Consider the following 20,659-nt stretch of genomic DNA (forward strand, 5'->3'; position numbering starts at 1 on the left):
AAAGGCAGGGAACAGAAACGAAAAACCCGCCGAACGCGGAAAGCGTGCTGACGGGTCGTGGGCAGCTCGCTTTAGCGGCATTTATAACGCGCCCGCAAGCTGGAGGCTCAAATCGGCGCGGACCCGCACCTTAAGGGGGTGCGGGGTTCAAGTCAAGTTTCAGCGGACGTCCATCGACAGTATCCAGCCAACCAGCTTGCCGGCGTCGGCTTCGTTGATCGCCACCGCATTGGGCGGCATCGCCAGACCGGCGGCCTTGCCCTTCCAGTGACTGTCGTAGGGGTTGGAGCCCTTCATCACCGTCTGCACCAGCTGCTTCTGCGCGTCCTTGACGCCGTAGTAGCGCGCGGCGACGTCACGCCACGGAGGCCCCACCGGCGTGCGGCCGTCGGCATTCTTGGCCGGCTCCACGCTGTGACAGACGGTGCAGCCGCTGCTGGCGGCGAGCTTCAGCATGGCGGCGTCCTTGGACGGATCGGCCATCGCCGGGCTGCTGCCGAGGGCGAGCGACAAGGCGCCTGCTGCAAGTGCGTAACGGAAGGTGTTCATGGTCTTTCTCCCTGATGAATGTAGGCGTCCGGTGCCGTGACGGTTCTCGTGAAACCGTTGCGGCATCTCATGGCGCCACGCTAATCCCCCACAACGGACAGGGAATTGACGTGCATCAAGGGCGTGCTGCGGCGCAAAAACTATCGCTTCGCACGCGAAAGATCGACCCGCTCAGAAGCAGTTCGCCTCGGCCAACCCGAGCCGGCAGCTCCACTGGAATTGTTCGCGCGCCTGCTTGATCGAGCGCTGGAACATCGCGGTCGGCTCGGCCAGGATGGCGTCGGGCAGCGGCACAGCCGGGACGGCACCGCTGCTGTTGGTGAAGAAGCGCAGGAAGCAGGTCTCTTCCTTGTCGCAGCTCTGTTCGATCACGCGGCTGTAGTAGGCGCGGTCGCGCGCCGACGCTTCGGGCACGACGATGAACTGCATCAGGCCGAGGCGGCCGGCGACGATCGAGTCCTGCGTGTTCGCCGGCTCCTGTCCGGCATTCGCGCCGGCAGACAGCGTGAGCGCACCGAGCAGCGCGCACAGCATGCGGTTCATGACTTCTCCTCCGGATCGGCGCAAATGCGCCGCTTGCCGGTCAGACCGGCCCGGCGCCGCCCGGTTCGTCGTCGGTGCCGGCGCGGCGCGTGCGCAGGCTGCCCTCGACCATGCGGTACTCGAACAGCCGGCACTCGAGCGCGCCATTGAACAGCGGCGTGCGCCGGCTCGCCTTCAGCTTGATCAGCTTCGGGAAATCCGGATCGGCGGTGATGAAGTGGCAGCGCCAGCCCGCGTAGCGCTGCTTCAGCAGGTCGCCCAGCTTCGGATAGAAGGCGTCCAGTGCCGGTTTGTCTTCCAGCCGCACGCCGTAGGGCGGGTTGGTCACCATCACGCCGTGGTCGGCCGGCGGTTCGCGGTCCAGCACGTCCGCCCCTTCCACCTTCACCACCCAGGGCAGCTTCGCCGCCTGAAGGTTTTCCTTGGTGCGCGCCAGCTCGCGGCCGGAAATGTCGGAGCCGAATATGGGCAGCTCGCGTGGCGGCTGGGCGCGCGCGGCGGCGGCCTCACGTATCGTCGTCCATACGGCGGCGCTGAACGGCGTGAGCTTTTCGAAGGCGAAGCTGCGGCCGAGGCCGGGCGCGATGTCGAGCGCCATCTGCGCGGCTTCGATCAGGAAGGTGCCGCTGCCGCACATCGGGTCGAAGAAGGGTTCCACCTTGTTCCAGCCGGACAGCATGATGATGCCGGCGGCGAGGTTTTCCTTGATCGGCGCCTCGACCGCGGCCACCTTGAAGCCGCGCTTGTACAGCGGCTCACCCGAGGTGTCGAGGTAGAGCGTGGCTTCGCGGTCGGTCAGGAAGACGTGGGCGCGCACGTCCGGATTGGCGGTGTCGATGCTGGGCCGCTGCCGGGTCTGTTCGCGCATGCGGTCGCAGATCGCGTCCTTCACCCGCAGCGTCACGAAATCGACGCTCTTCAGCGGCGAGCGCACTGCGGTCGTGTAGACGCGCAGCGTGCGCTTGGGGCTGAACCAGCGCTCCCACGGCAGACCGTAGGCGAGCTTGAAGATGTCGTCTTCCTTGCGGTACGGCCCCTGGCCGACGCGCCACAGCACACGGGTAGCGATGCGGCTTTCCAGGTTGACGGTGTAGGCCAGCTTCCAGTCGCCGGTGAAACCGACGCCACCCGGCACGACCTTGACGTCGGCGGCACCGAGCCGCGTCAGCTCGTCGGCCAGCACGGGCTCGAGGCCACGCGGACAGGGCGAGAAGAAGTACTGACCCGACTGCAGTTCAGGCTCTTCGCGGACGACGCGGCGAACGGCGCGCACGCCGGGTCTGGCGGAATTCGGAGTATTCATGGCTCAGAAAGGCTTCAGCACGACGAGAATGACGACCACGAACAGCACCAGCACCGGCGCTTCGTTGAACCAGCGGTACCAGACGTGGCTGCGCGTGTTGCGGCCCGCTTCGAAGTCGCGCAGCAGGCGCGCGCAGTAATGGTGGTAGCCGACCAGCAGCAGCACCAGCGTGAGCTTGGCGTGCATCCAGCCGCCGGAAATGCCCTCGCCCAGCCACAGCCAGAGGCCGAAGCCGACCGCCAGCCCGGCCAGCGGGCCCATGAAACGCAGCAGCTTGCGCGACATCAGCAGCAGGCGGTCGCGCACCGCCGTCTCCTCCGGCCCGAGCATGGCCAGGTTGACGAAGAGGCGTGGCAGATAGAACAGGCCGGCGAACCAGCTGGTGACGAAAACGATGTGCAGGGCCTTGGCCCAGAGGTAACTGCTTTGCATGGTCGACAGGGTCAGGAGGTCGTGGAAGGAGAATTCAGTGCGGCGGCGAGCACGGCGTCGACATCGGGCCGCGACAGCCGGACGCGCAGTTCGCGCTTCATGCGGCGGTTGTCGAGCACGCGCGACTCACCCATGAAGGAAAGCGTCATCGGCGACAGCTTCTGCGCCGCCTCTGCACGTGCGACGCGCGGCGGGCGCGGCAGCGCGAAGGCGTCGGCGACGCGGTCGAAATAGTCGGCCATCTTGAGCCGGGTGTCGTCGCTGGCGTTGTAGGTGCGGCCGCCGCGAGCGCGGTGCAGCGCGGCCCAGGCCAGGCGGGCGAGATCTTCGGCATCGATGTGATTGGTGTGCACGTCGTCGTCGGCCTGCAGCACCGGGTCACCGCGCTGCAGACGTTCGAGCGGCAGGCGGTCCGGGCCGTAGATGCCGGGCGCGCGCAGGATGGACACGGCGACGCCGCGCCGCGCCAGCGTGCGCACTGCGCGCTCGGCGTCGACCCGTCGCTTGCCACGCGCACTGGCCGGTCGCAACGGCCGGCTCTCCGGCACGAGGGCACCGCCGCAGTCGCCGTACACGCCACTGGTGCTGATGTAACAGAGCCGGCGCACGCGACCGGCACGCGCCAGCATATCGACCAGCGCCCGGCTGCGCGGGTCGGTCGCCGCGCCGGAATTCGGCGGCGGCGCGAAATGCCACACCCAGCGGGCAAGCGCAGCGACGCGACGCAGGCTGCGCCGCTGGTCGAGGTCGGCCCGTACGCAGCGCACGCCCAGCGGGCGCAGGTCGGCCGCAGCGACGTCGCTGCGCACCAGCGCCAGCACCCGTATCCGGCGGGCAAGCCACGGCAGGGCGCGACGCGCAACGTCGCCACAGCCTACAATCAGTAGTCTTGACCGGGCGCCGCACCAGTTTCCAGGGGCAGTGCGTCGCGGTCTGCTCGTCATCTTCATTACCGGATTGTCTCACGCAGCCATGTCCTATCAGGTCACGCTCCAGCCCAGCCAGCACCAGTTCGCTACCGATTCCGAAACCCGCCTGCTCGACGCCGCCCTCGCCGCAGGCTTCAACCTTCCGTATGGCTGCCGCAACGGCGCCTGCGGCTCGTGCAAGGGCAAGATACTGTCCGGCACCGTCGATTACGGCCAGTACCAGGCCGCCAAGCTGACCGAGCAGGAGAAGACCCAGGGCTATGCGCTGTTCTGCGTCGCGAAGGCCTGTTCCGATCTGGTGCTCGAATGCCGCGAGGTCGGCGGCCTGAAGGACATCGCGGTGCGCACCCTGCCCACCCGCGTGCAGGAGATGCAGAAGCTGGCGCCCGACGTGATGCTGCTCAAGCTTAAGCTGCCGGCCAACGAGCGCCTGCAGTTCCTGGCCGGCCAGTACATCGACTTCCTGCTGAAGGAGGGAAAGCGTCGCAGCTTCTCGATCGCCAATGCGCCGCACGACGATGAGTTCATCACGCTGCACATCCGCGAAGTGCCGGGCGGCCATTTCACCGGCCACGTGTTCGGCGCAATGAAGGAACGCGACATCCTGCGTTTCGAAGGCCCGCACGGCAGCTTCTTCCTGCGCGAGGACGTCGAGCGCCCGGTGGTGATGGTGGCTGGCGGCACCGGTTTCGCGCCGATCAAGGCGGTGATCGAACATGCGATCAAGATCGGTTACACGCAGCCGATCACGCTGTACTGGGGTGCGCGCACGAAACAGGACCTCTACATGCACGATCTCGCGCAGAGCTGGGTCGGCGCCCTGCCCGGCTTCCGCTACGTGCCGGTACTGTCGGAGCCGGCCGCTGGCGACGCATGGGACGGCCGCACCGGCTTCGTCCACCAGGTCGTCATGGCCGATCTGCCCGACCTGTCGGGTCACCAGGTCTATGCCTGTGGCGGCCCGGCGATGATCGATGCTGCGAAGGAGGACTTCACCCGCCAGTGCGGGCTGCCGATAGAGCATTTTCACGCCGACTCCTTCACCTATTCGACCTAATCGACGCAATGGACCAGGACGTTTTCTTCACCCGGGAACCGGTGGTCAACAAGCAGCGGGCGATCACTGCCACCCGGCTGCGCGTGCACGCACCGGACTGCGCGACCGCGGTGGCCGCGCTCGAATCGATCGGCGATGACTGGCCGCTGGCGCGCCCGGTCTTCGTCGGCCTCGCTGGTTGCCGGCCGGACGCCACGCTGGCCGACTGGATCGCGCCCGAGGGCGCCATGCTCGAGGTCGCCGCGCCGTCGCTGGCCGACCCGGTGACCGCGCAGGCGGTATCGCAGCTGGCCCAGTCGGGCCTGCCGCTTGTGTTGTCCGATTACAAGGCCGGTACCGAGATACCGGCCGGCCTCGCCTTCCGCTTCGTGATGGCCGACGCGCGCGTGCAGCCGGTCACCATCCGCGTGCCGGGCATCCTGATCGCCACCGGCATCGATGACCCCGCTGCGTTCGATGCCGCGATCAAGGCCGGTTACGGCGGCGGCGCCGGCTGGTTCTTCAAGGCCGGCCAGACCACGGCGAAGAAGCTCGCACCGGCGCATGCGCAGATCGTGCGCGTGCTGAATCTGGTCCGCCGCAACGCCGACCCCAAGCAGATCGAGGACGCGATGAAGCAGGACGTGGCGCTGTCCTTCAAGCTGCTGCGCTACATCAACTCGGCCGGTTTCGGCCTGATGTGTCAGGTGCAGTCCTTCCGCCACGCCGTCGTCATCCTCGGCTACGAAAAGCTGAACAAGTGGCTGTCGCTGCTGCTGGTAACCGCCGGCAAGGATCCGTCGGCGCCGGCGCTGATGCAGGCGGCGATCGCCCGCGGCCGGCTGATGGAGGTGCTGGGCGCCGAGTTCTTCCCGCGCGAGGAGCACGACAACCTGTTCATCACCGGCGCCTTCTCGCTGCTCGACCGCCTGCTCGGCGCGCCGATGGACAAGGTGCTCGAAGAAATGTCGCTGCCGGACCGCATCAGCGACGCGCTGCTCGGTCAGGACGGCGCCTACACACCGTTCCTGAAACTGGCCCGCGCCTGCGAGGATGCGTCGGCCGATGCATTGTCGGAACTGACGCACGCACTCGGCCTGAGCGCCGACGTCGTCAATCGCGCCCAGCTGTCGGCGCTGAAGTTCGCCGACACGCTGGAGTTCTGAGTTCCGGGTTCGGAAGAACGCGCCTGACCCGCCATCGGAGCCGGCGTTTCCCAACGGGAGCGGGCTTGCTCGCGATAGCGGCCCGGATCGAAGCGGGCGGCCCGCCACTGCCGCGTCGCGGCCAAGGCCGCTCCCACAGGGAGCGTCCCTGCCGTATCAGGCCTTCGACAGTGCCTTCAGGGCCTGGCGGATGCCATCGGACACGCTGACGCCTTCCGGCAAGGTCTTCAGCGCCGCCTGCGCCTCTCGATCGCTGTAACCGAGCGCCATCAGCGCGTTCAGTATGTCGGCGCCGGCATCGGGCGCGACCGCGGCAGCCAGCGACACGGTGGGCATCAGCTTGTCACGCAGTTCGAGCAGCAGGCGCTCGGCCGTCTTCTTGCCGATGCCCGGAATCTTGGTCAGCCGGCCCGCCTCCTGCATCGCCACCACGCGCGCCAGTTCGTCGACCGACATGCCGGACAGCACGGCCAGCGCCATGCGCGGGCCGATGCCGCTGATCTTCACCAGCTGGCGAAAGGCCGCGAGCTCGGCCGGCGCGCCGAAGCCGAACAGGAAATGCCCGTCCTCGCGCACGACGAAATGCGTGTGCAGCGTCACCCGCTCGCCGATGGCGGGCAGGTTGTAGAAGGTGCTCATCGGCACATCGACTTCATAGCCCACGCCCTGCACGTCGAGCAGGATGCGCGGCGGATTCTTTTCCAGCAGCGAGCCGGTGAGGCGACCGATCATGAAAACTCCGGGAGACTGAAGGCGCTGGCCGCGACGGATGCGGTCAGGCCGGACGACGCGCGATGATACGCCCGCCGCGCCGGCGGGCGCCGGGGCCGCCGATGGCGCCCATGCCGCGCGCCGCGTGGGCGTGGCAGATGGCGCAGGCCAGCGCGTCGGCGGCGTCGGTGCCGGGGGCCGCGGCCAGCGCCAGCAGGCGGGCCACCATGTACTGCACCTGTTCCTTGTTCGCCTTGCCGTGGCCGACCACGGCCTGCTTCACCTGCAGCGCGGTGTACTCGGCCACCGGCAGCCCGGTGGCGGTCAACGCCGACAGCGCGGCACCGCGCGCCTGACCGAGCAGCAGCGTCGACTGCGGGTTAACGTTCACGAAGACGATTTCCACCGCCGCGTGCGTCGGCTGCCAGGTATCGACCACTTCGCGTATGCCGGCGAACAGCGTGGCAATGCGAGACGGCAGCGGCTCGCGCTCGTTCGAGGTGATGCGGCCGCTGGCGACGTACCGCAGCTTTGCGCCCTCGGCTTCGAGTACGCCGAAGCCGGTGATGCGCAGGCCAGGGTCTATGCCCAGGATGCGCATGTTGCTCACTGCACGATGCCGCTGCCGGCGTTGATGCGCTCGAGTTGCTCGCGGATGCGGATCGGGTCGTCGGAGCGCAGCAGCTTGATCACGCGCGGCGCGATATCGCCGCAGTCGCAGCGCAGTACTTCGCGCTTCACTTCCAGCAGCTGCGACGGATGCATCGAGAACTGGCGCAGACCCATACCCAGCAGCAGGCGCGCGAACTGCGGCTCGCCGGCCATCTCTCCGCACACTGCCACCGGCATGCCAGCGCGCTTGGCCTGCGCGATCACCTGCTGCACCAGCCGCAGCACGGCCGGATGCAGCGGGTCGTAGAGATGCGCCACTGCCTCGTCGGCACGGTCGATCGCCAGCGTGTACTGGATCAGGTCATTGGTGCCGATGGACAGGAAGCTGAAGTGGTTCATCAGCGTTCCGAGCGCCAGCGCCGCAGCCGGAATCTCGACCATGGCGCCGATCTCGACCCGGTCGTCGTACCTGCGGTTCGCCTCGCGCAGCTGCTGCTTGGCCAGCGCGATCATCGCCAGCGCCGATTCGATCTCGTGCTGGAAGGCCACCATGGGCAGCATGATGCGCACCTTGCCGTAGTGCGCGGCGCGCAGGATGGCGCGCAGCTGGGTGACGAACATGCGCGGCTCGGCCAGGCAGTAGCGGATCGCGCGCAGACCGAGCGCCGGGTTGGCTTCGCTGCGCTCGGCGCCGCGCAGCGCCTTGTCGGCGCCGATGTCCAGCGTGCGCATGGTGACCGGCTTGCCCTTCATCGCCTGCACCACGCTGCGGTAGGCCTCGAACTGCTCGTCCTCGTCCGGCAGGTCGTCGCGGTTCAGGAACATGAACTCGGTGCGGAACAGGCCGATGCCGTCGGCCTCGACTTCGCGCACCTGTTCGACGTCCTGCGGCAGCTCGATGTTGGCGAACAGCTGTACCGCCTCACCGTCCAGCGTGGTGGCGACGGCGCCGGTGAGTCGCTTCAGCTTCGAGCGCTCGATCTCGATCTCGCGCGCGCGCAGCCGGTACTCGTCGAGGATGCGCTCGTCCGGATTGATGATGAGCACGCCGCGCACGCCGTCGACGATGAGCATGTCGTCGTCCTGGATCAGCCGGCGCGCCTGATGCATGCCGACCAGCGCCGGGATCGCCAGGCTGCGGGCGACGATGGCGGTGTGCGAGGTGGCACCGCCGAGGTCGGTCACGAAGGCGGCGATGCGCTGCGCCTTGAACTGTATGGTGTCGGCCGGCGACAGATCGTGTGCGACAACGATGCTGTCGGTGTCGCGACGGCGGGTACTGACGCGATTGCGCTTGCCGGCCAGCGCCTTGATCACGCGCTCGACCACCTGCACCACGTCGGCGCTGCGGCTGCGCAGGTAGGCGTCGTCGATCTGTTCGAACTGCTCGACCAGGCGGTCCATCTGCCGCTTGATCGCCCACTCGGCATTGCAGCGACGGCTGCGGATGTACTCGCCGGCCTCGTCGAGCAGCAGCGGATCGTCGAGAATCATGCTGTGCAGGTCGACGAAAGCGAGCAGTTCGCCGCGCGCCTCGGTACCGTCGTTCAGCAGGCCGCTGCGCAGCTCGGCCAGTTCGCCACGCACGGCGTCGAAGGCGCGGCCGAGCCGGACGACTTCGTCATCGACCTTGCGCGGCGGCAGCGAATAGTGGGCCACCTCGAGCGTCGCGTGCGACACCAGATAGGCATGGCCGATCGCGATGCCGCCGGAAACGGCGAGGCCGTGCAGCGTGAAGGTCACTTACTCGCCCTCGCCGAACTTGTCCTCGATCAGCGCGACCAGTGCAGTCATGGCAGCGTCGGCGTCGGCGCCTTCGGTCTCGATGATGATGACCGAGCCTTTGGCGGCCGCCAGCATCATGACGCCCATGATGCTCTTCGCATTAATGCGGCGACCGTTGCGCTCCAGCCAGACCTCGCAACCGTGACGGCTCGCGATCTGGGTCAGCTTGGCCGAGGCGCGCGCGTGCAGGCCCAGCTTGTTGGTGATTTCGATCTCACGTCTTGGCATCGCGCCCCACCTTCATCGCCATCACTCCGTCGCGGCCACCGCTGACCGCCTTGTTGACCAGCCCATGCAGCGTTTCGCGCTCGCGATAGGTCAGCGTGCGCAGCAGCATGGGCAGATTGACGCCGGACACCGCCTCGACCTTGTCCGGCACGCACAGCTTGAGTGCCAGATTGGACGGCGTGGCACCGAAGATGTCGGTCAGCAGCAGCACACCTTCACCGCTGTCGACGACGGACATCATCCGCCGCGCCAGCGGCAGCAGGTCCAGCGGATCGTCCTGCCCGGACACGCCGAGCTGCGCGATCTGCGCCGGCCGTGTGTTGAGCACGTGGCAGGCGCACTGGATCAGCGACTCGCCGTAGCTGCTGTGCGTAATCAGAAACAGGCCGATCATCGTTTGAATTCTCCCTTGGCGGCATTCTAAGCGCTGCAACCGGCTTGAACCGGGATACCGGCACGGCCGACCGCGCAGATCAGAAGCGAGCGCAGCGCTCGCAAGGCACCTGCACCACGGCGTGGTCTTCCAGCCGCACCGCGGTGAGCTCGCCGCCCCACAGGCAACCCGAGTCCAGCGCGATCAGATTGGCAGCGCGACGATAGCCCAGCGCCGACCAGTGACCGCACACCACGGTGTGCGTGCGCCAGCGCGCGGCCTCGACGTCGAACCACGGCAGATGTCCGGGCGGAGGCTCCTCCGGCGACCCCTTGCTGAAGAACTCCATGTGACCGGCCGGCGTACAGAAGCGCATGCGGGTCAGCGCATTGACGATGACGCGCAGGCGGTCCCAGCCGGTCAGCGTGTCGCTCCAGGCCGCCGGTTCGCTGCCCCACATGCGATGCATGAATTCGTCGTGCTGCGGCCCGCGCAGCGCGTCCTCGACCTCGCGCGCCAGCAGCATCGCCTGCACCACGTCCCACTGCGGCAGCAGGCCCGCATGCACCATCGCGAATTCGCCCTCGACGTGCATCATCGGCCGCTCGCGCAACCAGGCCAGCAGCTCGTCGCGGTCCGGCGCGTCGAGTACGTGGTGGAAGGTATCCAGCCGGTGCTGCTTGCCGTGACCGGCGGCGATCATCAGCAGCGACAGGTCGTGGTTGCCGAGCACGGTCACCGCAGCGTCGCCGAGGTCGCGCACGAAGCGCAGGGTTTCCAGCGACTTCGGGCCACGATTGACCAGATCGCCGACAAACCACAGCCGGTCACGACGGCGATCGAAGCCGCAGCGCTCGAGCAGCGTTTCGAGTGGATCGAAACAACCCTGCAGATCGCCGATCGCCCAGGTGCTCATGTGCCGGTTCCGCTGCGAACCTCATCGGACGGAGCCGGCGACGGCGCCGGGCCATCGCCCTGCGGAACGTACTCCGGCACCCACTGCGCCAGCTCGGCGCGGACGGCGGCGGGCTCGGCCGGCAAGGGACCGGTCAGCCAGCGCTCGAGCCGGCCCAGCCACAGCGCGTCGTCGATCGCCCGGGCGCGTGCGATGCGCACCTTGGGGTGATGGGTGGGGCGCGTCGTCTCGTCGCTGGCCAGTAGCTCCTCGTACAACTTCTCGCCCGGGCGCAGGCCGGTGAATTCGATCTTCACCTCGGATTCCGACGCACCGGACAGGCGGATCATGTCGCGCGCCAGGTCGGCGATGCGCACCGGTTCGCCCATGTCGAGCACGAAGATCTCCCCACCCTCGCCCATCAGCGCCGCCTGCAGCACCAGCTGCGCTGCCTCGGGGATGGACATGAAGTAACGGATGATGTCCGGGTGAGTCACGGTGACCGGACCGCCGCGGGCGATCTGTTCCTGGAACTTCGGGATGACGCTGCCGGCACTGCCCAGTACGTTGCCGAAGCGCACCGTGCTGAACAGCGTGTCGCCGCCGCGCGCAGCCAGCGCCTGGCAGCCCATCTCGGCCAGACGCTTGGTCGCGCCCATCACGTTGACCGGATTCACCGCCTTGTCGGTCGACACCAGCACGAAACGCGGCACACTGCTGGCCTGCGCAGCCCGCGCCGCCGCCAGCGTACCGCCGACATTGTTGCGGATCGCCTCGGCCGCATTGACGCCCTCCATCAGCGGCACATGCTTGTAGGCCGCCGCGTGGAACACCACCACCGGCCGGAAGCGCTGCATCGCCGCGAGCAGACGGTCCTCCTCGCGCACATCGCCGATCACCGGCTCGATGCGCACGTGCGGAAAGAGCTCGGCGAATTCCTCAACGAGCGTGTACAGGAAGAACTCGCTGCGCTCGAAGGCGACGATGGCCGACGGCGAGAACCGTGCGATCTGGCGACACAACTCGGAACCGATCGAACCGCCAGCGCCGGTGACCATCACCATCTGTCCCTCGATCAGCTGACGCAGCCGCGGCGCATCGATCTTGACCGGATCGCGACCGAGCAGATCCTCGACCTCGACCTCACGCACCGACGCCACCGCCACCTTGCCACTAATCAGGTCGTCAAAGGACGGCACCGTCATCGGCTTCACGCCGGCACGCACGCAGGCGTTCGCCGCTTCGCGCCGCACCTCGTGCGACGCGTTGGGCATGGCGATGATGGCGTACGACACCTTCAACTCGCGTGCGAAGCGCTCGAGATCGCGGATCGCGCCAAGCACCCGCAGTCCGTACAGGGTGCGATCGTGCTTGCGTGCGTTGTCGTCGAGCAGGCCGACCACACGCCACTGGCCGGAGCGCCCCAGCTCACGCAGCAGACTGGCGGCGGCCTCGCCGGCACCGAGGATAAACACCGGTTTACCCTTGGCCAGCAGCGATCCGAACTCGCGATGCTCGCGCCAAGCGCGGTAGGCGAAGCGGCCGCCCCCCATCAACATCAGCAGCAGTATCGGATCCAGCACGTAAACTGAGCGCGGCACTATTCCCTTGCCCTGCAGCAGCCAGACAACAACCGGCCCCAGCACGGCGACCGCCCCTATCGCCCGCACCAGCCGCTGCAGGTCAGGCAGGCTGGCGAAGCGCCAGATGCCCTGGTACAGGCCAAAAAAGTAGAAAACGGCTGCTTGAACGAGGACGATCCATGGCAGCGAGAGCGCCATCGATCGCCAGAACTCAGGCGGGATCGCAAAGTTGAAACGCAGCGCGAAAGCGGCGTACCAAGCGAAAGCTGCGAAGCCAATGTCACAGAGAAAAACGATCAGACCGCGGGACGTCGGGGCTTTCATGAAGCGGCCTCCTGGATCGAAGCTTCGTGGCGAACCCAGTGTCGGTCAACCTGCCGGCCCGCCAGCGTCAGCACCAGACACCAGGCGACCAACGCACCGCCGGCCAATGCCGGTGCGCTTACCTCGATCGCAACAGCCGTCAACGCGCAGCCCGCCATGATCGAGAAATATAGGCGGGCAGTACGCGCATGCCCGAGGCCCATGCGCACCAGACGCTGGTAATAGTGCGAGCGGTGCGCCTGCCACACTTTCTCGCCCCGCCGGAGCCGCTGCAGCAGCGTGACCGTAGCGTCGGCGATAAACACCAGGAACATCAGCACCGGGATCGCCGAGTGCCAAAGCCCTCGCTGCACGCCCACCACGCCGATGCCAGCGGCGAGGAAACCGAGCGGAATCGAACCCACGTCTCCCATGAAAACGCTGGCGGGATGGAGGTTGCGCAATAGAAAGGCGCTGGCGGCGCCGCATACGGCAGCACAGACGGCCATCACCTGCATGTCGCCCGCGAACCACGCGAGCACCGCATAGCCGCCGAAGCCAGCGAGCGCCATGCCGCCGGCCAGCCCGTCAGACCCATCCATGAAATTGTACAGATTGGTCATCCAGACGATCACCACCACCAGCAGCGGCAACCAGACTGCGGCGACGGACTGCCCCCACGCGAAGGCAGAGGCAGTGAGGATATGTACGGCAAAGCGGGGGAGCGCCGACAAAGATACGAAATCGTCGAGCAGGGAAACGAGCGCCAGCACGACCACAGGCCACAGCCAGGGCGCCAGCGAACCAGGGGCGAGCAACAGCGCGAGCGCGCTGCCGATCAGCATCGCCAAGCCACCGAAGCGGGGAACGGGCCGGTTATGCAGCGACCGCTCGTTCGGCGCATCCACCGGCAGGAAGCGATCTGCATAGGTCAGCATCAGCTGCAGCACCACTCCAGTGAACACGAAGGCGAGCGGCAGCGGCAGTAGGAAATCCGGAATCATCTACAAGGCACCGGGGGGCGCTGCTTCATCAATATCCGTCATCTTATCAAGGCCGACTTCCGACCTCCCGACACAGCACTTCAGCCCATCGAGCAGAGACAGTGGCGGCACCCATCCAAGCTGTTCGCGAGTCGGTCCGATATCGACCACCAGATCGCCGCACAGCCGGGCGACCGTAGCCGATCGTCCGCTCAGCACACCGACCAGGCGCAGCAGTCCCACCGGACAACGCCACAGTCTGGGCGCCACCTGCAAGACGCGGGCCAGCGCGCGGATGAGCCCGGCGGTGGACACGTCCTCTCCGTCACCCGCCATCCAGACGCGCCCCGCGGCTGCGGGATGATGCAGACAAAGTACGATCAGACTGGAGAGGTTATCCACGCCCACAAGGGAACGCCGGTTGCCATCAACGGAAGCCAGTGGCAGCGGAATACCCCTGCGTAGGCAATGCAGGAGACTGCGTAGATTGCCCGTCACTCCCGGCCCGTGCACGAGCGGAGGTCGAATGACTACGACCTCCATTCCGCTCTCGTGCGACAACTCGAACAGCGCCTCCTCGGCAGCCGCCTTGGAGCGGGCATAAGCATCGGCCGGAGCGGGAATGTCGTCGCCGCGATAGGGGCGCGCACCGCCCTCGCCGTTCACCTTCACGGTGCTCATGAAAACGAAGCGTCGCACTCCTTGAGCCTGGGCTGCACGGGCCAGCGCAAGCGTGCCCTCGAGATTCGTCAGCCGATGCAGGCGCTCCGCCTCTTCCGGAGCCTCCTTCATCTGATGCACCCGCGCAGCCAGATGGACTATCGCATCGAGGGGGCCGACGCCGTCGAGCCAGCGGCAGTCATGTCCGAGATCGCCGGTCACCACGGTGGACGGCATTCCGTCGTCACGACGCACCGCGCGCAGCACTTCGTGCCCAGCCGCCGTCAGCGCCGGACATAAGGCTCTGCCTACCAGGCCGGTGGCGCCAGTCACCAGCACGCGCACGTATACTCTCCCCCTCCTATCGGATCCAAGCTACCTCTCCACGGCGAACCTGCGCAAACCGGTCATCCGCATCAGACCCTGCACCACGCAATACACAGCAAACACCATGCGATCCCGCGCGCGACGCCGGCACTGGCCACTCCGCAACGCGAGCCAGAACCAGTCTGCCGGACGATCTGCGAGGAGGCGAGCCACCACGGGATGAGCCTGTAGTCCGAGGATGCGCATGATCTGCAGCACCTGTGCAAGCGCCTCGCCGTTGAACAACATGGGCAACCTGCGGACAAGGGCCCGGAAGCCCTGATTCACGCCCACGAGATTGTGTGCATGCTGGCGATAGAACATTTTCGGTGTGTCGTCAATGATCCAGCGCGCTCCGCGGCTGCGGGCGAACGCGTAGATCAGCCAGTCATGGTACCCGACCCGACCGAGATCACTCCGGTGGCGCTGCAACACCTCGCGCAACGCGCGTACGAGCGAGCTGCGCAGCACGAAGGTGCATCCTGGCCCAGCGGATTCGAAGATGAAATCGCTCTCACGCTGCGCCTGGGACTTGCGGATCTGCTGTCGCTGCCCGGACGCCCACATCGCGATAACGTCACCGGAGTATGCGTCAGCGCCTTCCTTCTGAATCACGCCGACCGCCCGGGCCAGCTTGTCCTCGAACCAGATGTCGTCCTGATCGGCCAGAGCGACAAAGTCGGCCTGCTCGATTGGTGCCTCCAGAATCAGGCGGAAGAAGTTCGGGGCCGCGCCGCCAAACACCCGGCCCGACGGCAGGACATGGACTCGACCATCGCTCGCCGCCAAGGTTTCACACCACTCTTCGGTTCCATCGCTAGACCGATCGACGCTGATGAACAGATCGACGGTGACACCGCGCTGATGCAGGATCGAGTCGACCTGTTCCGGCAGCCAGGACATGCCATTGAAGGCGGCCAGACAGACGGCGACCCGGCTCATGAACGCACACTCCGCGCAGGCGTCGACGCAACCGGTCGAAGGTCGAGCAGGGCGTGCAAGGTCAGATCCGCCGTGCGTACCCAGGAGAAATCCTCCGAGCGTCTGCGTCCGCGCAGCGCCAGCGTTTCTCGCAGTGGCGCGTCGACAAGCAGACGCAACAGGCCCTCGGCTATCGATCCGGTGTCAGTCGGATCGATCAGGACTGCGGCATCTGCCGCGACCTCCCGCGTCGCCCCGACCCTACTCGTCAATACGGGAATGCCCACCGCCATCGCTTCGAGCACGGGCAGTCCGAAACCCTCGTACAGGGATGGATAGGCGAAGCAGCGCGCATGACGCAACAAGCTGTCGAGCACCGCATCGCTGACCGAACCGAGGAAGCGTACCGAATCGTCCTCCACGCTGCGCACGAGCTCATCCACCATCCAGCCCTTCACTCCGACGACCAGCAGCCGGTGCATCGCCCGCACATCCGGGGCCAGGGAAGTCCATGCATCGAGAAGACGTCGCAGGTTCTTGCGCGGTTCCAGCGTACCGACGAACAGCACGTAGGGCCGGTCGGCCTCGGGAGGGAGCTGAGCGGCGCTTGCCTGTCCGCCCGCGTCCATCCGGCGAGCGGCGAGCAGTGTTACCACCGTCTTGCCGCGGGCCGCCGGGAACAGGCCGCACACGTCGTCGAAGGTCGCGCACGAGACGGCAAACACTTTGCGGGCACGCGCTATCGAGGCGCGGATCATGAGCGGGAAGTAGTAGCGCTTGCTCCACTCGTGCACTGCCGGGAACAGCTGGAAGGTGAGGTCATGGATGGTGACCGCCATCGGCCTGGTCGCAAGGAGCGGCAGCACGAAGCCGGTACCCCAGTGCACGTCGATGCGTCGCGATACCAGAAGCCAGGGCAGCACGAGCTGTTGCCAGACGATACGCAGCGGCCGCCGGTCAGGGGCGAGAACGAACTCGAAACGGGGGTCCCCGGTGAATGCGGCGAACAGGCCCCGGGACTTCGGCGCGACGAAGACGATGAAGCGATGATCGAGCGAGGCATCGCGGCGCCATACATCGATAATCTCGATGAGATAGACGACGGTACCCGTCTTGGTCGCCCCGAGCCCGGTGGCATCAATCCCTATCCTCATCGATCCGTCATTCCGCCGCGATTCACGATCATCTGCCCGCCCTCTTCGCCAGGTCGTCCATCAGTACGTCAAACTGCCGGGCCGCGCGCCGCTTCAGCGTATCTACCGCCGCGGTCAGCCCTTCATGGAAGCCTTGCGCCCCGACGTTCAGCGCCGCGCGAGCGGCCTTCTGCAGGTCCGTGGCGTCGAGCGAAGCCAAAGCCATCGAGGAGGCCGCCCCGACCATGTCCATCAATGCATCCATCTTTGCGCTGCGCGACAGGCAGACGAAGGGCGTTTTCCCGGCGAGCGCGAAAATCAGCGGGTGCATGCGCGCGCTGATGATGCAGTCGGACGCCGCGACCAGCGTCAGCACTCCGTCGATACCGCCCTTGCCCGGCGGCCACCAGACCGCACCATCCGGAACAGGCAGCAGCGCGCCGTCACGGAGGGCAAGGTCGTAACCCGGCTGCAGGTCGGATACCGCATAGACGACCTGGACACCATCAGCCTGCAAGCCCGCGACAGCCTGCGCAAGAATCTTCAGATAGCGCGCATCCACGATCTTGTCATGTGCCGCGAACACGGTCACCAGCGGCTTGCCGGACAGTTTCGGCAACTGACCCTGAACCCAGCTGCGCGCGCGGTCCTTCTCCGGCATGCGGATCAGGAAGGCCGGATCGGCCCCCAGAAAGAGAGGCGGGGACTGCACGCCGAGCGCTGACAGTCGGCCGAAGGAATCGCTGTCGCGGACGCCCGTGAACAGGCTGCGCCCGAGCATCCAGGCCATGGCACGCCGGCCTGCACGGGACAGGCCTGCGTCCACACCCACACCCAGCGTTGCGAACGGACGCCCGAAAGCGCGCGCCGCCGCGCAGATCTGCAGATTGGTCGCCAGATGGCCCCAGACCGGATTGGGCAGACGGGGCTCCTGGAACTGCTCGCCTCCTCCGATCACCACGCAGTCCGTACGCCGTATCGCCGACAGCATGGACAACCTCCCTCGCCGGAGATTGAGCCGCTCCACGGTACTCGCCTGCGGATGAATGTCCCGTGCCGCCTGCGGATCTAGCGCGGCCAGCGTGACGCGCGCACCACGCGTGGCCAGTTCGTCGGAGATCACCCGTGCGATCGCATCGTCGCCGAGGTTGAGTCCACCGTACGGACCAGACACCAGAATGGACGGACCGGTATCAGTACCCTTCATCGCCTTTCGGTCCTCCTCAATCGTTCGTCAGGATGGAGCGGCGAAAACGGCGTCCTGCACGGAGCAGGTACGCCAGCATGGCCAGTACCGCCACACCGTATAGCGCACCGGAAACAACGCCCTGCGCGCGCGGGGCCGCCACCGCAAGCCCGACCACCATCACCACCGCCAGCAGCGCATCGCGCAGCGCGTCCGCGGGCCAGCGATGCGGATAGATCCGTCGTACAAGACGGCTGAGGGGAAACGCCAGCAGCAGCGACGCGGTCACCGTGCTGAAGGACAGGGCCACCGGCCCTCCGAGATCCAGAGCTGTGACGGCAACGCACGCACAGATCGTCACGAGCGTCGCATTGACCAGGGTGTAAAGGCGTGTCCGGTTGCTCAGATAGAGACCATGCTGCGGTTGCAGCACGATGAAACGACCGAAGTGGCCGACACCGACTCCTATGGCGATGGTAGAAACCGCCCAGGCATCGACACGTTGCAGTCCGAAGTTAAACAGCGGCCAGGCAAGCAAGGCGAAAACCATCACTGCGGACGCCAGCAGCGCGTAGCCTTGAGCGAGCATGTGTCGCGACACTCGGGCCGCCGCCTCGGTGCCCTCGCGCTGGTGCAGGGCCACGGTACGCGGTGCGTAAGAGGACCAGAAGGCGGTCACGACAAGCGCCATGGTGCCACCCACCATGGCGCCCAGAGCGTAATCGCCCTGCGTCTTCAGCCCGACCGAGTGACTGAGCACGATGCGGTCGAGATTCAGGAACAGCATTGTGAACAGCGCACCCGGGACGAGTGGCCAGGAGAACTGCAGGGAGGCTTTCAACGCCGAAGGCGCCCACTGCGGCCTATACGTTCGGGCAAGCATCGCGAGGTTGACGGCGACCGTCGCGACTTCTGCGAACGCGCACACCTGCAGCACCTCACGCAGTCCGCCTCCATACACCACCACCACCCCGTACAGTCCCGGCAGCATCAGCAGGCCGTACAGGCCGGTCAGTCCGAGCACGCCTGCGGGCGCCTCGCGGCTCTTCGTCAACGTGAGCAGGAAGTTGCGTACACCTGCCAGATGCCACCACAGGCACGCCGGCCCGATGACCGCTTCCAGTCCTTCACCGACATTGCCGAACACGCGCGGGAGGATCTGTCGGTGAGCAAGATAGAGCACCAGCACCAGCACGGTCTGCACCGCCAGCAGGCCAGCTATGTTGCTCCACACGATGGCGGGCCTCTCCGCCTCCGGCGCGCCGCCATACTGACGAAGAACAGCCTGAGAAAACGCCGTTACGCCGAGTACCTGCACCATGGCGCCAATCTGTACGAACACGGTGTACAGACCCCATTGCTCGGGCGCTAGACGCGATGAAAGCAGTGGTATGGTCAGCAGCACATACAGGTTGGAAGCTACGCTGGCAAACACGTAGACGAAGCTGTTGCGCATGACCCGCTGCACCGTCAGACGCACGGTGACGTCCGGCGCATCACTCACGGTCGCCCCCCCTGCAGCAGGCGGGCGGCGATGTCGTCGATCGCACGACTGGCCCCACCCGCGCCGGACAGCCATCCACGCAGGTGGTCGGAGAAGGCCCTCGCTCGATGTCCCTCGCCAGACAGTCCGTCGGCAAGCCGCGCGTCGACGTCGTCACCCTCACCGATCCGGCACAGCAGATCGGGCCGGGACAGAAAATGACGCTGCAGATGCACCCAGCGGTCGGCCTGGCTGAGCAGCGGAAATCTGGGGGCGTCATCCAGCCGCAACTGAAGCACGGGGACGCCCGCAGCGGCGGCATCGAGCGCGAAAGTCGTACCGAGGTTCACCACCAGGGCACACCGCGCCAGCAGATCGAGCCGCTGACGGTTGTACGCCTCGTCCAGGAAGTAACCCGTGCTGCCGTCGTTGTCCTTGTACGGCGCCAGTTCCACGCCCGGATGACGGGCGAGCAGCGAAGCGAACTCTCCCTCGAGTCCGTTCGGCTTGGGCTTGACCAGCAGGCGCATGCCCGCCGTGCGGGCCGCACGACATAGATGGTCCAGCAGCGTCAGCTCGGCCGAGAAGAAGGCCGGGTCCGAGCGCGCACTGAAGGTCGCCGGGTACAGGACCAGATCCCCCTCAGAGGACTGCACCGGATTCTCGAGCGCGTAGCGCAGCTTGAACGGATAGGCAACGCGCACATCCTCGCCTCCCTGGAATTCAACCCAGTCTTCGCGTGTCGCTGCATTCCAGACGAAGGCGGTACGTGACTGATAGCCCATGGGCGCCTTGGGAGGGTGATCCCAGCTTTCCATAAGAGACACCACGTCCAGTCCGCCCGCGCACAGCAGGTGGCGCACGTCCGACCGGGTCACCGCCAGCACCGGCCCGCCCTCCGGAAGTACACCGCGCGGCAACAACGGGTGGACTGCCCGCTGCAGGGCCGCATTGATGGCACCGCGCGGCATGCCGGGAAGAGCGGCGCGCGCCGCGAGCAGCGCGCGCGCCGCTGCGGAATGCGCGGCGAGGCGGGGCCATTCGCGGAAACGGTAGGTATCGGAAAAGGCCGGCCCGGCCAGCATTGGCTCGAGAACGTGATGCACCAGTCGCGCCAGAGGGGCGGCTGCGCTGAGCACCTCGTGTGGACGGAGGTGCAGGCCATCCATGCTCGCCCACCGTGCTCGCACGAAGTCGTGGTAGCGACCGGGCAGGAACAGCGTACTGGTGACGGCCGCCTCGGCAAGACGTCGCAGCACGGGTTCGGCGGCCTGGTAGTTGATGAGGGTGCCGGCAATGACGGCCGGCCCGCATGAAACGCTCAAGCGCCGGAACTCCGTGAACCGCCATCCGGCCGCCATGCATCAGGCCTGCTGGCGAGGCCGGAAAGCCGGCGCTCGAAACGGGCCCAGGCCTTGATAATCCGCCCCCGGCGGGAGCGTCGCATCACGCCGCTGCGGCCAGGGCAGGACACGCGGC

The 20,659-nt window shown here is 66.8% G+C and carries 21 protein-coding genes and 1 riboswitch; of the genes, 2 read left to right on the forward strand and 19 right to left on the reverse strand.

Annotated features, from left to right (window positions below; all coding sequences use genetic code 11):
* Positions 1–50 precede the first annotated feature (50 nt).
* Positions 51–129: riboswitch (SAM riboswitch) on the reverse strand.
* Positions 130–159: 30 nt separating this feature from the next.
* From WJU27_RS15185 to WJU27_RS15205, 5 genes are all read right to left on the reverse strand, one after another.
* On the reverse strand, positions 160–549 hold the full coding sequence (locus tag WJU27_RS15185; RefSeq protein ID WP_341422608.1) for a c-type cytochrome: 390 nt from the start codon (positions 547–549) through the stop codon (positions 160–162).
* Positions 550–720: 171 nt separating this feature from the next.
* The gene (locus WJU27_RS15190; protein WP_341422609.1) at positions 721–1,092 is read right to left on the reverse strand and encodes a hypothetical protein; all 372 of its coding nucleotides are present in this window, start codon (positions 1,090–1,092) and stop codon (positions 721–723) included.
* A 40-nt stretch (positions 1,093–1,132) separates the two neighbouring features.
* Complete coding sequence (locus WJU27_RS15195) at positions 1,133–2,395, reverse strand: THUMP domain-containing class I SAM-dependent RNA methyltransferase (protein ID WP_341422610.1); 1,263 nt, start codon at positions 2,393–2,395, stop codon at positions 1,133–1,135.
* Between the two features lie 3 nt (positions 2,396–2,398).
* Positions 2,399–2,827: a CopD family protein gene (locus WJU27_RS15200; protein ID WP_341422611.1), complete on the reverse strand. Its 429-nt coding sequence runs from the start codon at positions 2,825–2,827 to the stop codon at positions 2,399–2,401.
* A gap of 11 nt (positions 2,828–2,838) precedes the next feature.
* Positions 2,839–3,771, reverse strand: a complete 933-nt coding sequence (locus WJU27_RS15205; RefSeq protein WP_296808073.1) for an SDR family oxidoreductase — start codon at positions 3,769–3,771, stop codon at positions 2,839–2,841.
* Positions 3,772–3,799: 28 nt separating this feature from the next.
* Between WJU27_RS15205 and WJU27_RS15210 the strand changes: the two genes are divergently transcribed.
* Both WJU27_RS15210 and WJU27_RS15215 read left to right on the forward strand, forming a co-directional pair.
* On the forward strand, positions 3,800–4,813 hold the full coding sequence (locus tag WJU27_RS15210) for a CDP-6-deoxy-delta-3,4-glucoseen reductase (RefSeq protein WP_020163088.1): 1,014 nt from the start codon (positions 3,800–3,802) through the stop codon (positions 4,811–4,813).
* Between the two features lie 8 nt (positions 4,814–4,821).
* Positions 4,822–5,958, forward strand: coding sequence for an EAL and HDOD domain-containing protein (locus WJU27_RS15215; protein WP_341422612.1), 1,137 nt, complete (start codon positions 4,822–4,824; stop codon positions 5,956–5,958).
* Positions 5,959–6,114: 156 nt separating this feature from the next.
* Here WJU27_RS15215 and ruvA read toward each other — a convergent pair whose 3' ends face one another.
* From ruvA to WJU27_RS15285, 14 genes are all read right to left on the reverse strand, one after another.
* Entirely contained in the window at positions 6,115–6,690 is a 576-nt protein-coding gene (gene ruvA / locus WJU27_RS15220; RefSeq protein WP_019915684.1) for a Holliday junction branch migration protein RuvA, read from the reverse strand.
* A gap of 43 nt (positions 6,691–6,733) precedes the next feature.
* Positions 6,734–7,270: a crossover junction endodeoxyribonuclease RuvC gene (gene ruvC, locus WJU27_RS15225; protein WP_029644358.1), complete on the reverse strand. Its 537-nt coding sequence runs from the start codon at positions 7,268–7,270 to the stop codon at positions 6,734–6,736.
* A 5-nt stretch (positions 7,271–7,275) separates the two neighbouring features.
* Complete coding sequence (ptsP, locus tag WJU27_RS15230; protein ID WP_020163085.1) at positions 7,276–9,024, reverse strand: phosphoenolpyruvate--protein phosphotransferase; 1,749 nt, start codon at positions 9,022–9,024, stop codon at positions 7,276–7,278.
* Positions 9,025–9,294, reverse strand: coding sequence for an HPr family phosphocarrier protein (locus WJU27_RS15235; RefSeq protein ID WP_020163084.1), 270 nt, complete (start codon positions 9,292–9,294; stop codon positions 9,025–9,027). It lies immediately after the preceding gene.
* On the reverse strand, positions 9,281–9,688 hold the full coding sequence (locus WJU27_RS15240) for a PTS sugar transporter subunit IIA (protein ID WP_019915689.1): 408 nt from the start codon (positions 9,686–9,688) through the stop codon (positions 9,281–9,283). The genes WJU27_RS15235 and WJU27_RS15240 overlap by 14 nt, the downstream gene beginning before the upstream one ends.
* 79 nt (positions 9,689–9,767) lie before the next feature.
* The gene (locus tag WJU27_RS15245) at positions 9,768–10,583 is read right to left on the reverse strand and encodes a symmetrical bis(5'-nucleosyl)-tetraphosphatase (protein ID WP_341422613.1); all 816 of its coding nucleotides are present in this window, start codon (positions 10,581–10,583) and stop codon (positions 9,768–9,770) included.
* On the reverse strand, positions 10,580–12,469 hold the full coding sequence (locus WJU27_RS15250) for a polysaccharide biosynthesis protein (RefSeq protein ID WP_341422614.1): 1,890 nt from the start codon (positions 12,467–12,469) through the stop codon (positions 10,580–10,582). The genes WJU27_RS15245 and WJU27_RS15250 overlap by 4 nt, the downstream gene beginning before the upstream one ends.
* Entirely contained in the window at positions 12,466–13,452 is a 987-nt protein-coding gene (locus tag WJU27_RS15255) for an MraY family glycosyltransferase (RefSeq protein WP_341422615.1), read from the reverse strand. Before WJU27_RS15255 ends, WJU27_RS15250 begins: the two co-directional genes overlap by 4 nt.
* The gene (locus WJU27_RS15260; protein ID WP_341422616.1) at positions 13,453–14,436 is read right to left on the reverse strand and encodes an NAD-dependent epimerase/dehydratase family protein; all 984 of its coding nucleotides are present in this window, start codon (positions 14,434–14,436) and stop codon (positions 13,453–13,455) included. It lies immediately after the preceding gene.
* Positions 14,437–14,466: 30 nt separating this feature from the next.
* Positions 14,467–15,399: a glycosyltransferase gene (locus tag WJU27_RS15265; protein ID WP_341422617.1), complete on the reverse strand. Its 933-nt coding sequence runs from the start codon at positions 15,397–15,399 to the stop codon at positions 14,467–14,469.
* Entirely contained in the window at positions 15,396–16,532 is a 1,137-nt protein-coding gene (locus WJU27_RS15270; RefSeq protein ID WP_341422618.1) for a glycosyltransferase family 4 protein, read from the reverse strand. Before WJU27_RS15270 ends, WJU27_RS15265 begins: the two co-directional genes overlap by 4 nt.
* Positions 16,533–16,560: 28 nt before the next feature.
* On the reverse strand, positions 16,561–17,718 hold the full coding sequence (locus WJU27_RS15275) for a polysaccharide pyruvyl transferase family protein (RefSeq protein WP_341422619.1): 1,158 nt from the start codon (positions 17,716–17,718) through the stop codon (positions 16,561–16,563).
* A 16-nt stretch (positions 17,719–17,734) separates the two neighbouring features.
* Positions 17,735–19,201, reverse strand: a complete 1,467-nt coding sequence (locus WJU27_RS15280; RefSeq protein WP_341422620.1) for a lipopolysaccharide biosynthesis protein — start codon at positions 19,199–19,201, stop codon at positions 17,735–17,737.
* Positions 19,198–20,541, reverse strand: coding sequence for a hypothetical protein (locus WJU27_RS15285; protein WP_341422621.1), 1,344 nt, complete (start codon positions 20,539–20,541; stop codon positions 19,198–19,200). Before WJU27_RS15285 ends, WJU27_RS15280 begins: the two co-directional genes overlap by 4 nt.
* Positions 20,542–20,659: the final 118 nt, after the last annotated feature.

This window comes from Methyloversatilis sp. NSM2 (genome assembly GCF_038066675.1).
Classification (GTDB): domain Bacteria; phylum Pseudomonadota; class Gammaproteobacteria; order Burkholderiales; family Rhodocyclaceae; genus Methyloversatilis; species Methyloversatilis discipulorum_A.